The organism is Pseudomonas sp. GG8 (genome assembly GCF_052976945.1).
This window is the reverse complement of sequence record NZ_JBRIIP010000001.1, coordinates 4,401,613-4,415,863: the sequence shown is the minus strand read 5'-3', so window position 1 is coordinate 4,415,863 and position 14,251 is coordinate 4,401,613. Positions and strand designations below refer to the sequence as shown.

Sequence of the window (14,251 nt, the reverse complement as noted above, 5' to 3'; positions counted from 1 at the left end):
GGGCTAAGGTAAAATTTGTGAGTTAAATTGCGAATTTTCGGCGAATGTCGTCTTCATAGTATAACCAGATTGCTTGGGGTTATATGGTCAAGTGAAGAAGCGCATACGGTGGATGCCTTGGCAGTCAGAGGCGATGAAAGACGTGGTAGCCTGCGAAAAGCTTCGGGGAGTCGGCAAACAGACTTTGATCCGGAGATGTCTGAATGGGGGAACCCAGCGGTCATAAGACCGTTACCTTACACTGAATACATAGGTGTATGGAGCGAACCAGGGGAACTGAAACATCTAAGTACCCTGAGGAAAAGAAATCAACCGAGATTCCCTTAGTAGTGGCGAGCGAACGGGGACCAGCCCTTAAGCTGTATTGAGATTAGCGGAACGTTCTGGAAAGGACGGCCATAGTGGGTGATAGCCCTGTACGCGAAAATCTCTTTGCAGTGAAATCGAGTAGGACGGAGCACGAGAAACTTTGTCTGAATATGGGGGGACCATCCTCCAAGGCTAAATACTACTGACTGACCGATAGTGAACTAGTACCGTGAGGGAAAGGCGAAAAGAACCCCGGAGAGGGGAGTGAAATAGATCCTGAAACCGTATGCGTACAAGCAGTGGGAGCCCACTTTGTTGGGTGACTGCGTACCTTTTGTATAATGGGTCAGCGACTTATTTTCAGTGGCGAGCTTAACCGAATAGGGGAGGCGTAGCGAAAGCGAGTCTTAATAGGGCGTCTAGTCGCTGGGAATAGACCCGAAACCGGGCGATCTATCCATGGGCAGGTTGAAGGTTGGGTAACACTAACTGGAGGACCGAACCGACTACCGTTGAAAAGTTAGCGGATGACCTGTGGATCGGAGTGAAAGGCTAATCAAGCTCGGAGATAGCTGGTTCTCCTCGAAAGCTATTTAGGTAGCGCCTCATGTATCACTGTAGGGGGTAGAGCACTGTTTCGGCTAGGGGATCATCCCGATTTACCAACCCGATGCAAACTCCGAATACCTACAAGTGCCGAGCATGGGAGACACACGGCGGGTGCTAACGTCCGTCGTGAAAAGGGAAACAACCCAGACCGTCAGCTAAGGTCCCAAAGTTATGGTTAAGTGGGAAACGATGTGGGAAGGCTTAGACAGCTAGGAGGTTGGCTTAGAAGCAGCCACCCTTTAAAGAAAGCGTAATAGCTCACTAGTCGAGTCGGCCTGCGCGGAAGATGTAACGGGGCTCAAACCATACACCGAAGCTACGGGTATCACTTAGGTGATGCGGTAGAGGAGCGTTCTGTAAGCCTGTGAAGGTGAGTTGAGAAGCTTGCTGGAGGTATCAGAAGTGCGAATGCTGACATGAGTAACGATAATGGGTGTGAAAAACACCCACGCCGAAAGACCAAGGTTTCCTGCGCAACGTTAATCGACGCAGGGTTAGTCGGTCCCTAAGGCGAGGCTGAAAAGCGTAGTCGATGGAAAACAGGTTAATATTCCTGTACTTCTGGTTATTGCGATGGAGGGACGGAGAAGGCTAGGCCAGCTTGGCGTTGGTTGTCCAAGTTTAAGGTGGTAGGCTGAGATCTTAGGTAAATCCGGGATTTTAAGGCCGAGAGCTGATGACGAGTGTGCTTAGGCACACGAAGTGGTTGATGCCATGCTTCCAAGAAAAGCTTCTAAGCTTCAGGTAACCAGGAACCGTACCCCAAACCGACACAGGTGGTTGGGTAGAGAATACCAAGGCGCTTGAGAGAACTCGGGTGAAGGAACTAGGCAAAATGGCACCGTAACTTCGGGAGAAGGTGCGCCGGTGAGGGTGAAGCATTTACTGCGTAAGCCCATGCCGGTCGAAGATACCAGGCCGCTGCGACTGTTTATTAAAAACACAGCACTCTGCAAACACGAAAGTGGACGTATAGGGTGTGACGCCTGCCCGGTGCCGGAAGGTTAATTGATGGGGTTAGCTAACGCGAAGCTCTTGATCGAAGCCCCGGTAAACGGCGGCCGTAACTATAACGGTCCTAAGGTAGCGAAATTCCTTGTCGGGTAAGTTCCGACCTGCACGAATGGCGTAACGATGGCGGCGCTGTCTCCACCCGAGACTCAGTGAAATTGAAATCGCTGTGAAGATGCAGTGTATCCGCGGCTAGACGGAAAGACCCCGTGAACCTTTACTATAGCTTTGCACTGGACTTTGAATTTGCTTGTGTAGGATAGGTGGGAGGCTTTGAAGCGTGGACGCCAGTCTGCGTGGAGCCAACCTTGAAATACCACCCTGGCAACTTTGAGGTTCTAACTCAGGTCCGTTATCCGGATCGAGGACAGTGTATGGTGGGTAGTTTGACTGGGGCGGTCTCCTCCTAAAGAGTAACGGAGGAGTACGAAGGTGCGCTCAGACCGGTCGGAAATCGGTCGTAGAGTATAAAGGCAAAAGCGCGCTTGACTGCGAGACAGACACGTCGAGCAGGTACGAAAGTAGGTCTTAGTGATCCGGTGGTTCTGTATGGAAGGGCCATCGCTCAACGGATAAAAGGTACTCCGGGGATAACAGGCTGATACCGCCCAAGAGTTCATATCGACGGCGGTGTTTGGCACCTCGATGTCGGCTCATCACATCCTGGGGCTGAAGCCGGTCCCAAGGGTATGGCTGTTCGCCATTTAAAGTGGTACGCGAGCTGGGTTTAGAACGTCGTGAGACAGTTCGGTCCCTATCTGCCGTGGACGTTTGAGATTTGAGAGGGGCTGCTCCTAGTACGAGAGGACCGGAGTGGACGAACCTCTGGTGTTCCGGTTGTCACGCCAGTGGCATTGCCGGGTAGCTACGTTCGGAATAGATAACCGCTGAAAGCATCTAAGCGGGAAACTAGCCTCAAGATGAGATCTCACTGGGACCTTGAGTCCCCTGAAGGGCCGTCGAAGACTACGACGTTGATAGGTTGGGTGTGTAAGCGCTGTGAGGCGTTGAGCTAACCAATACTAATTGCCCGTGAGGCTTGACCATATAACACCCAAGCAATTTGCGTCGAAAGAGCAGATTGCGGTGTGTGAAGACGACACAAACCGAAAATTGGCAACAACCCACAGATCTATCACATCCCCATTAGTTGGCCCGTTGCGCGCAAGCACGACGATCCGGCAGCCGAATTTCTTGACGACCATAGAGCATTGGAACCACCTGATCCCATCCCGAACTCAGCAGTGAAACGATGCATCGCCGATGGTAGTGTGGGGTTTCCCCATGTGAGAGTAGGTCATCGTCAAGATTAAATTCCGAAACCCCTGTCTGCTTACGCAGACAGGGGTTTTGTTTGTGTGCGAGAAAAAGTTGGATCAGGTGGCAATCCTGCTCGCTTGCCCTTAAGGTTCTGCCATCAGCTTTTCATCCAATTCATGGGCCGTCTGCGCGAAACTCAATGACGGTATCAGTCAAGGAAGCAGCTATGCCGGTTACACCAACGCTCACTGCTGGATTCATGGTGGTTCATGGCAACCGACTGGATGAGTTGCGCAGCCTTGTCGTTTCCTGGATGCGGCGTTATCCGCTGGCGCCCCTGGAGAATGAGATTGCGTTGGTGCAAAGCAACGGCATCGCTCAATGGTTGAAACTGGCGTTGGCTGAGGACTCTCAGGACGACGATCAGGGTGGATGCGGAATTGCAGCCGCAGTGGATGTGCAACTCCCCGGTAGTTTCATGTGGCAGCTGTACCGAGTGGTGTTGGGACGTGATGAAATTCCAGCGACTTCGCTGTTGGACAAGGCCCCTCTTACTTGGCGTTTGATGCGCCTGCTTCCTGCGTTGATTGACCAGCCGCATTTCGAGCCTCTGCAACGCTTCCTCACTAACGACACCGATCTACGCAAGCGCTATCAGCTGTCTGAGCGACTCGCGGACCTGTTTGACCAGTACCAGGTATACCGGGCTGACTGGCTTGAAGACTGGGCTGCCGGCCATCATCAATTGCGCAATGGCCGAGGTGAGAGCAAAGCTCTGACACCGGCCAATTGCTGGCAGGCAGAGTTATGGCGTGCGCTACTGCTGGACGTCGGTGTCGAAGACATGGCGCAAAGTCGCGCGGGCGTTCACCAGCGTTTTATCGAGCGTATCAATAGCCTGACCGAGGCACCTGCGGGCCTCCCTTCGCGGGTCATTGTGTTTGGCATCTCTTCGCTACCGGCACAAGCGCTCGAAGCCTTGGCCGGTCTGGCAAAATTCAGTCAGGTGCTGCTCTGTGTGCACAACCCGTGTCGGCACCATTGGGCAGACATCGTCGCCGATAAAGACCTGTTACGGCATCAATATAAGCGTCAGGCGCGTAAAGCCGGAATGCCCGTTGTGCTGGATCCCGAAGCGCTGCACCAGCATGCACATCCGCTGCTCGCCGCGTGGGGCAAACAAGGTCGTGACTACATCAATTTGCTGGACAGTTATGACGAGCCCAACAGCTACCGGGCAGCGTTCAGAGACGGACGTATCGATCTGTTCAGTGAGAGCGAACCTCACACGATATTGAACCAGCTACAGGACGACATTCTCGAACTGCGCCCACTCAGCGAGACCCGCGATCTGTGGACAGCGGTCGATCCTGGCAAAGACCGTTCGATCCGTTTCCATGTAGCGCACAGCGCGCAGCGGGAAGTGGAAATCCTTCATGATCAATTACTCGCCCGTTTCAGCGCTGACCCTGATCTGCGCCCGCGCGATGTGATCGTCATGGTCCCCGACATCGATAGCTATGCCCCGCACATCCGTGCTGTGTTCGGCCAGCTCGAGCGTGATGATCGACGTTTCATTCCGTTCACTCTGGCGGACCAGGGTCAGCGCGGCCGTGAGCCGTTGTTGATTGCAGTCGAACATCTACTGAAGATCCCGGACAGTCGATTCCCGGTCAGTGAAATCCTTGACCTGCTGGACGTCCCGGCGCTGCGTGCAAGGTTTGGCGTCGAAGAGCGGGACCTTGCGACGCTGCATCGCTGGATTGAAGGTGCAGGTGTTCGTTGGGGCTTGAACGCCAAGCAGCGCGCGGGCCTGGGTTTGCCTGATGAACTGGAGCAGAACAGCTGGCATTTCGGCCTGCGTCGCATGCTGCTGGGTTACGCCGTTGGGGCGGGTGCCTCCTATTACGGCATTGAACCGTACGATGAGATTGGCGGGCTTGATGCCGCGCTGATTGGCCCACTGGTCTCACTGATCGATGCCCTACAGGTCGCTCATAGTGAGCTCTCGCTCCCGGCGCCGCCTCACGTTTGGGGCGCGCGCCTGCAAGCCCTGATGCACGTGTTCTTCGCGGCCGACAGTGAGCATGACGACTACCTGCTTGGCCAACTTGAGCAACTGCGTGAAACCTGGCTGGAAACGTGTGAAGCGGTTGGCTTGCTCGACGAACTTCCCCTGACCGTCGTCCGCGAAGCCTGGTTGGCCGGCCTTGACCAAGGACGTCTGTCTCAGCGATTTCTGGCAGGCTCGGTTAACTTTTGCACCCTGATGCCCATGCGGGCAATCCCCTTCAAACTGGTCTGCCTGTTGGGCATGAACGATGGCGATTACCCACGGGCACAACCGCCGCTGGACTTCGATTTGATGGGCAGCGACTACCGTCCCGGTGATCGCTCCCGGCGTGAAGATGATCGTTACTTGCTGCTTGAAGCGCTGCTCTCTGCCCGCGATCAGCTATACATCAGTTGGGTCGGGCGCAGCATCCGCGACAACAGCGAACGTCCGGCGTCGGTGCTGATTGGTCAACTTCGCGATCATCTCGCCAGCGGTTGGAAGCCGGTCGGCGCGGCAGAGCCAGAAGACACGGAGAAACGTAATCCCGGCGAACAGTTGCTCCACAAGCTGACCCTCGAACACCCCTTGCAGCCGTTCAGTGCGCAGTATTTCCATGACGGCAGCGGTTTCTTTAGCTTTGCTCGCGAATGGCAGATGCTGCATGAGTCGAACATCCCGGCTGTCGAAGCGCCAGCACTGTCGGAGCATCAGCAGGAGGAGCCGCTGAGCCTCGCGCAATTACAAGATTTTTTGCGCAATCCCGTCCGGCACTTCTTCAGCCAGCGATTGAAGATTTTCTTCGAAGTGGCCGAAGCGCCCCTCGCGGATGAAGAACCCTTCGTGCTCGATGCCCTTGAGCGATACAGCCTGAGTGAAAGCCTGCTTGAAGCAGCATTGGCTCGACCCGAGCAGATCGACGACGCCTTGCTGTCTCAAGCCCGACGACTGCAAGGCAGTGGGTTGCTGCCCATGGCCGGTTTTGGTGCGAGTCTGCAAGAGGAGCTGATCGAGCCGTTACCTGACCTGCTCCAGCGTTATCACGACCTGCTGAGCCAGTGGCCCGAACCGCTGAACAGTGCATTGCCTGTCAGCTTTGCTCACCAGCAGGTGAGTCTGGACGGCTGGCTCAGCGGGCTGCATAAAAACAGCAGCGGTGGGTTGTTGGCCGTGACCGCAATTCCGAACGCCATTGGCTCGAAGAGAACCCGCAAGTGGCATCGATTGACGCGGCCTTGGGTTATTCACCTGGTGGCCTGCGCGTGTGGTCTATCGCTGAGCACGGCGTTGGTCGCCAGCGATGAAACCCTGTTGCTGGACCCGCTGGAAAAAGACGCTGCGGCGACTGCGCTTAATCATCTGTTGATGGCCTGGCAAACCGGTATGCAGCGACCACTGCCCGTGGCCGTAAAAACCGCGTTTGCCTGGCTCGGTCAGAGTGACGAAGCGAAGGCAGAGGCAGCAGCCTGTAAGGCTTACGAAGGCGATGGTCAGACCACCAATGGTGAGCGTCGCGAAAGCACGGCGCTGGCCCGTCAGTTCCCGGACTTTGCAGCACTGATCGGCAGCGAAGAATTTGTGGGTTGGTGTGACGCGCTGTATCGACCGTTATTCGAAGCCTCCTGGCAATCCCTGTCCACTGCGGAGGCCAGCGCATGAACCTCAATCAAACAGAACAGCCGACCCAACAACAGACGGCATCCCTGGCCCTGCGCTTCCCTCTTCACGGAAGCCAGTTGATCGAGGCCAGCGCCGGCACCGGCAAGACCTTCACCATTTCTGCGTTGTACCTGCGCCTGGTCCTCGGCCATGGCGGCGAATCGGGTTTCGGCCGCGAGTTACTGCCGCCGCAAATTCTGGTGGTGACCTTCACCGATGCCGCCACCAAAGAACTGCGCGACCGTATTCGCACGCGCTTGGCGGAAGCTGCACGGTTCTTTCGTGATGAGATGGCTGCACCCGATGATCTGATCGCTGAGTTACGCGATCAGTACAGCGCTGAGCAATGGCCCGGGTGCGCCAATCGCCTGGATATTGCAGCGCAGTGGATGGATGAGGCTGCGGTGTCGACTATCCATAGTTGGTGTCAGCGCATGTTGCGCGAGCACGCCTTCGACAGTGGTAGCCTGTTCACCCAGACCCTGGAAACCGATCACAGCGAATTGCTCAGTGAAGTGCTGCGCGATTACTGGCGCCGGTTTTGCTATCCCATGAACGGTGATGCGCTGAAGTGGGTGCGCGCTCATTGGGGCAGTCCTGCGGCATTGCTGCCGAGGGTTCGAGCCCTGTTCGGCAACGCTGGCGACGGCGAAAGAGGCAATACAACCCAAGAGCCTGCCGAGCTGATCGCGGCGACATTGCAGCAACGTCGCGAAGCGTTGCAGGCCCTGAAAGCCCCTTGGGTCGATTGGGCCGCCGAGCTACAGGTGATCTGCATTGACGCTGTCACACGCAAGGCCGTCGATGGTCGCAAGATGCAGGAGCGCTATTTCAAACCGTGGTTCGAAAAGCTCACCGCATGGGCGGCTGACGAGGATCAGGAAGAACTCGATCTGGGCACTGGCTTCACTCGCCTTACGCCAGATGGTTTTGCCGAAGCGTGGAAGGGCGACGCACCATCGCACCCGGCGCTCGAAGCGATGCTTGAACTCAAGGCCAGTCTCGACACCCTACCCACGCCCGATGCTGCAGTGCTTGAACACGCCGCGCAATGGGTAGGCACGCGCTTCGAAGAAGAGAAGCGTCGGCGGGCGGAAATGGGTTTCGACGACATGCTGCTCAGGCTCGATGCGGCATTGGGCAGCGCCGGGGGCGAGCGTCTGGCGACCTTGATTCGTGAACAGTTCCCCGTCGCGCTGATCGATGAGTTCCAGGACACCGACCCCGTGCAGTACCGGATTTTCGAGCGCATCTACCGACTCGAAGAGAACAGCCGCGAGACCGGGCTGTTCCTGATCGGCGACCCCAAGCAGGCGATTTATGCGTTCCGTGGCGCTGACATCTACACCTACCTGCGCGCGCGCTCTGCCACCACTGGGCGCTGGCACACGCTGGATAAAAACTTTCGCTCCAGCCACGCCATGGTCGAGGCCGTCAATCATGTATTCGAACGCGCCGAGCAACGTGAGCAGGGGCGTGGCGCCTTTCTGTTCCGTGACGGCGCTGACAATCAGGTGCCGTTCGGACCTGCCAAATCCCAAGGGCGCAAAGAACTGTTTCAGGTCAATGGTCATGCCCCCGCCGCGCTGAATGTCTGGCAGCTGGAAAGTGATCAGCCGGTCTCCGGTGCGACCTATCGACAACAGCTGGCCGCCAGTTGTGCCAGCGAAATCGTGCGCCTGCTCAATGAAGGCCAGCAAGGTCTCACCGGGTTCGGCCTGCCGGGTAAAGCGCTGCGCGGTTTACTGCCCGCCGATATCGCGATCCTGGTGCGCGACGGTAAAGAGGCGCAGGCCGTGCGCGGAGAGCTGTCGGCCCGTGGTGTGCGCAGTGTTTATCTGTCGGACAAGGATTCGGTGTTCGCCGCCCAGGAAGCCCACGACGTCCTGAGCTGGCTCAAAGCCTGCGCCGAACCGGACTCCGAACGCACCCTGCGCGCCGCCTTGGCCTGCATCACTCTGAACCTGTCACTGGCCGAGCTTGAGCGTCTGAATCAGGACGAATTGGCGTGGGAAGCACGCGTCATGCAGTTCCGTGGTTATCGTGCGATCTGGCGCAGCCAAGGTGTGCTGCCGATGCTGAGACGCTTGTTGCACGACTTTCAATTGCCGCAGGCGTTGATCAGCCGCAACGACGGCGAGCGCGTGCTGACCAACTTGCTGCACTTGTCTGAACTGCTGCAACAAGCCGCTGCCGAACTGGATGGCGAACAAGCACTGATTCGCCATCTAGGCGAGCATCTGGCGTTGTCCGGTCAGGCCGGTGAAGAACAGATCCTGCGCCTGGAAAGCGACGAGCAATTGGTCAAAGTGGTGACCATCCACAAGTCCAAAGGCCTGCAATACCCGTTGGTGTTCCTGCCGTTCATCTGCTCCTCAAAACCGGTGGATGGCAGCCGTTTGCCGTTGCACTTTCATGATGCGGACGGAAGGGCACAGATCAGTCTGAAGCCCACGGCGGCCTTGATCGAACAAGCAGATAACGAGCGTCTCGCAGAAGATTTACGCCTGCTCTACGTCGCCCTCACACGAGCAGAATTCGTCTGCTGGTTGGGTGTGGCGGACCTCAAGCGTGGCAACGCTAACAGCTCGACGCTGCACCGCTCTGCGCTGGGTTATTTGCTGGGTGGCGGGACGCCGTTGACCGAATCCGCAGGGCTGAGCCAATGGCTGCACCAACTGAAAGAACACTGCACGGCCCTCAGCGTCGAAGCCATGCCTGCGCCGACGAACATCACGTTCAGTCCGCCGCGCAACGAAGCCGTATTGCTTAAACCACGCCTGCCAAAACGCCGCGCGGCCGAAAACTGGTGGATTGCGTCTTACAGCGCCTTGCGTATTGGCGACACCCTCACCGCAGGCAGCGACGAATCCCCGGACAGCCCGCAGGCGCAAAAACTGTTCGACGACGAACGACTCGATCCCGATGCACCTCGCGAGGTGCTGGTCAGTGGTGGCGACATCCATCGGTTCCCGCGCGGACCTAATCCCGGGACCTTTCTGCACGGCTTGCTGGAGTGGGCCGGGCGTGAAGGTTTTGCCGCAGCGGCAGCCGACCCGGTCAAGCTGGAAAAAGCCATCGGCAGCCGCTGCAATCGGCGTGGCTGGCAGGGCTGGATTCCGACGCTCACCGACTGGATGACGCACTTGCTCAATGTGCCGTTGCGTCTGGAGGCTAATGACCAGCCTATGTCGCTGGGGCAGTTGGGTCAGTATCAGGTCGAAATAGAGTTCTGGTTCGCCTGTCACAAGGTCGACGTGGCACGGATGGATGCGCTGGTTCGGCGCTACACCCATGACGGCGCGCCGCGAGCACCGGCGGAAGCGGCATCGCTCAACGGCATGTTCAAAGGGTTTATCGACCTGACGTTCGAGCACCAGGGTCGTTATTACGTGGCTGACTACAAGTCCAACTGGCTGGGCGTTGATGAAGAGGCCTACACCGAGCAAGCGATGACCGCCTCGATTCTGGACAACCGTTACGACCTGCAATACGTGCTGTACCTGTTGGCCCTGCACCGCCAGCTCAAGGCGCGTCTGCCTGACTACGATTACGACCGGCATATGGGCGGCGCGCTGTACCTGTTCCTGCGCGGCACCCGTGCGCCGAGTCAGGGCGCCTACTTCACCCGTCCGCCGCGTGAGCTGATCGAGCGTCTGGATCGACTGTTTCAAGGCAAGTCGTTGCCCCAGGAAGATGTGCTGTCAGGAGAGCCCGCATGAGTCGTTCATTCGCTGAACTGTTGCCCACACCGCTGGATGCACAAAGCCTGGCCGAGCTGACGCCGCTGAGTCGTGTCGACGATCTGCTGCTGTTGCTTGAACGCTGGGTCGAACGTGGCTGGCTGCGGGCGCTGGATCGGGCCTTTGTCGCGTTCCTCAGTGAACTGGACCCGCAGGCGGATTCGCTGGTGCTGCTGGCAGCGGCCTTGACCAGCCATCAACTGGGTCATGGGCACGTCTGCCTGGACCTGCATGAAACACTGAAGGAGCCGGACTTCGCCCTGTCGTTGCCACCTGAGGGCGATCTGCAGTCAGGTCCGATGCTGTTGCCCTCGCAATTGCTGGTGGCGCTGGACGGTGGCGCCTGGTGTCAGGCGTTGGCTGGCAGTGCCTTGGTGGCGCAGGCCGATGATCACAGCGAGGCCGCTGCGCACAGGCCATTGGTGCTGTCGGGTCGGCGTCTGTATTTGCGTCGTTACTGGAGCTACGAAAGACGTATCGCCGCTGCATTGCGTCAGCGTCTGGCGCAACAGGAAGCCGCGCCCACAGATCTGGCGCAACGACTCGATGCGTTGTTCGGCAAGGCCAATCCGGCTCCTGATGCGCTGATCGACTGGCAAAAGCTGGCGTGCGCGCTGGCGACACGCAGCGCCTTCAGCATCATCACAGGTGGCCCTGGTACCGGTAAAACCACGACTGTGGTGCGGCTGTTGGCGTTGTTGCAGGCGCCTGCCGTGGAGAGCGGCCAGCCGTTGCGCATTCGTCTGGCGGCACCCACCGGTAAAGCGGCTGCGCGGTTGACCGAGTCCATCAGTCATCAAGTCCAGTCCCTTGAAGTGGCTGAAAACGTGCGGCAAAAAATCCCCAGCGACGTGACCACCGTGCACCGTCTGCTGGGCAGCCGTCCGGGCACTCGTCATTTCCGCCATCACGCGGGTAATCCGCTACCGCTGGACGTGTTGGTGGTCGATGAGGCTTCCATGATCGACCTGGAAATGATGGCCAATCTACTGGCTGCGTTGCCGGCCCATGCGCGCCTGATTTTGCTTGGTGACAAAGACCAGTTGGCCTCGGTGGAAGCCGGTGCCGTGTTGGGTGATTTGTGCCGCGATGCGGAGGCGGGCCTCTACAGCCCGCAAACCCAAGCCTGGCTGCAAGCGGTCAGCGGCGAAGACCTGGGCAAAAGCGGACTGCAGCAAGGTGACGCCACGCAATTCCCGTTGGCCCAACAAGTGGTGATGCTGCGCCATTCCCGGCGTTTTGTGCAGGGCAGCGGTATCGGCCAGTTGGCCCGGCTGGTCAATCAACAACAGGCCGAAGACGCACGGGCATTGCTAGCCGCGCGCAGCCACAATGACTTGTTCGCACTGGCGCTCAAGGGTGAGCAGGACCGCTCGCTGGAGCGCTTGCTGCTGGAGGGGTTGGGACAGGGCACCGAAGGCCCGCAAGGTTATCGGCATTATCTGGGTGTGCTGGCCGATCAGCGGCCAGCCGCAGGGGCCGCGCTTGAAGATCCATGCTGGACACTCTGGGCGCGTTCGGTGCTGGAAGCGTTCGATTCGTTCCAGTTGCTGTGCGCGGTGCGGAAAGGCCCGTGGGGTGTTGAAGGGCTGAATCAACGCATCACTCAGGCGCTGTTCAACGCGGGCCTGATCGAAAGCGATCAGCACTGGTATGAGGGGCGTCCGGTACTGATGACGCGCAATGATTACGGGTTGGGCTTGATGAACGGCGACATCGGCATCGCCCTGCGCTTGCCTGAACGCAGCACCGAGGAGGCGGGACGCCAGGTGCTGCGCGTCGCGTTTCCGCGCAATGACGGCAGTGGCGGCGTGCGTTTCGTGCTGCCCAGCCGGCTCAACGATGTTGAAACCGTGTACGCGATGACCGTACACAAATCTCAAGGCTCGGAGTTCGCCCACACCGCGCTGATCCTGCCTGAGTCCTTGAATCCGGTACTGACCAAAGAGCTAATCTACACCGGCATCACGCGGGCCAAGCACTGGTTCAGCCTGATCGAGCCGCGCCAGGGCATTTTCGACGAGGCGCTCAGGCGCAAGGTCAAGCGCCTGAGCGGTTTGATGCTGGGGTTATAGCGGATGTAACCCCATAAACCGCCTGACCCGCTCACCCGCGTCATGCGCCCTGATCACTTGCGGCGTGGCGTCGACCTGGATGAGCCCGTCCTCCATAAAAATTATCCGGTCGGAGATCGACAGGGCAAAGTCCATTTCGTGGGTGACGATGAGCATGGTCATGCCCTCTTTGGCCAGGTCGCGGATGACGTTGAGCACGTCGCCCACCAACTCTGGATCAAGGGCGGAGGTGGGTTCGTCGAACAGCATGATCTGCGGGTCCATCGCCAAGGCACGAGCAATGGCGACGCGCTGTTGTTGACCGCCAGACAGCTGATGCGGGTATTTGTGGGCGTGGGCCAGCAGGCCGACTTTGTCCAGCAGTGCATAGGCGCGCTGTTCGCTCGGTGGCTGTTCGCGGCCGTGGTAGAACGGTGCGAGGGTGATGTTGTCGACGATGGTGCGGTGCGGGAACAGGTTGAAACTCTGAAAAACCATACCGATGCGCTGCACGCCGTAACGGATCTGGGCGCTGTTAAGGTTGTCGCCGGCATGGATGAAGCTTTCGCCGAACAGGATGATCTCGCCCTGATCAATGCTCTCCAGGCTGTTGATGGTGCGGATCAGTGAGGTCTTGCCCGAGCCGGACGGGCCGATGATGGAAATCACCTGGCCGGCGTTCACGTCCAGATCGATGCCTTTGAGCACGTCATGCTGACCATAACTTTTGTGGATGTTATGCAGCTGTAGCGCGGGTGCGGCACCGATGCCGTTTTGCGGACGGACGACGCTGGATGTCGGTATCAGGCTGGCGCGCAATTGAGCGACGCCGGCCGCGTCGAGGGTTTGTGGCGTGCGGTTGTTCAATTCCAGGTGTTGCTCAAGCCGCTGCAGCAACCAGCCGAACAGGCTGACGATCAACACGTAGTACACCGCCACGGCTGACAGGGTTTCCATCACCAGAAAGTTCTGCGCGTAGAGACGCTGGCCGACAGTCAGCAGCTCGGTCAGCGAGATGACCGAGACCAGTGACGTCAGTTTCACCACGGTGATGTATTCGTTGATCAGGGTTGGCAGGGAAATCCGAAAAGCTTGTGGGATCACGATCAGCCGTTGCATGCCAATCAGACCAATACCCAGTGCCCGACCGGCTTCCTTCTGCCCTTTGGCGACTGAAATCAGGCCGCCACGATGAATCTCCGCCATGTACGCCGCCTCGGTCACCACCAAGGCGAACAAGCCGGAATAGAAGGGGTTGGACAGCACTTCGCGGGTGAACGGAAACAGTTGGGGCAGGTTGTAGACGAACACCACCAACACCAGCAGCGGGATGCTGCGAAAGAACCAGATATAAATCGACGCGGGCACACTCAACCAGCGTGAGGTCGAGAGTTTGGCCGAGGCCAGCAGAAAACCGAGCAGCATGCCGATGAACCAGGCCAAGGCACTGAGCTCGATCACCGTGATGCAGGCTTCCCAGAAATCCGACACGGAGAACAGAGAAAAAAAGTACGACCATTCAAATTGCATGTACACCTCAAGCTGCCGGCCTC

The 14,251-nt window shown here is 58.2% G+C and carries 4 protein-coding genes and 2 rRNA genes; 5 read left to right on the top strand and 1 reads right to left on the bottom strand.

The genetic code is table 11. The annotated features are described in order from the left end of the window. The first annotated feature begins 85 nt into the window (after window positions 1-85). The 5 genes from ACVBEG_RS21120 to recD all read left to right on the top strand — a co-directional run bounded on the left by ACVBEG_RS21120 (window position 86) and on the right by recD (window position 12,719). A 23S ribosomal RNA gene (locus ACVBEG_RS21120) occupies window positions 86-2,976 on the top strand. Between the two features lie 146 nt (window positions 2,977-3,122). Continuing rightward, a 5S ribosomal RNA gene (gene rrf, locus ACVBEG_RS21115) occupies window positions 3,123-3,238 on the top strand. 177 nt (window positions 3,239-3,415) lie between these two features. Beyond that, the gene (gene recC / locus ACVBEG_RS21110) at window positions 3,416-6,901 is read left to right on the top strand and encodes an exodeoxyribonuclease V subunit gamma (protein ID WP_447108283.1); all 3,486 of its coding nucleotides are present in this window, start codon (window positions 3,416-3,418) and stop codon (window positions 6,899-6,901) included. After that, window positions 6,898-10,623 (top strand): exodeoxyribonuclease V subunit beta, encoded by a 3,726-nt coding sequence (recB, locus tag ACVBEG_RS21105; protein ID WP_447108282.1) that lies wholly within the window; start codon window positions 6,898-6,900, stop codon window positions 10,621-10,623. The genes recC and recB overlap by 4 nt, the downstream gene beginning before the upstream one ends. Continuing rightward, window positions 10,620-12,719: an exodeoxyribonuclease V subunit alpha gene (gene recD, locus ACVBEG_RS21100; protein WP_447108281.1), complete on the top strand. Its 2,100-nt coding sequence runs from the start codon at window positions 10,620-10,622 to the stop codon at window positions 12,717-12,719. Before recB ends, recD begins: the two co-directional genes overlap by 4 nt. Here recD and ACVBEG_RS21095 read toward each other — a convergent pair. Next, on the bottom strand, window positions 12,714-14,228 hold the full coding sequence (locus tag ACVBEG_RS21095; protein ID WP_322278113.1) for an amino acid ABC transporter permease/ATP-binding protein: 1,515 nt from the start codon (window positions 14,226-14,228) through the stop codon (window positions 12,714-12,716). The two genes, recD and ACVBEG_RS21095, sit on opposite strands and share 6 nt — an antisense overlap. Window positions 14,229-14,251 lie beyond the last annotated feature (23 nt).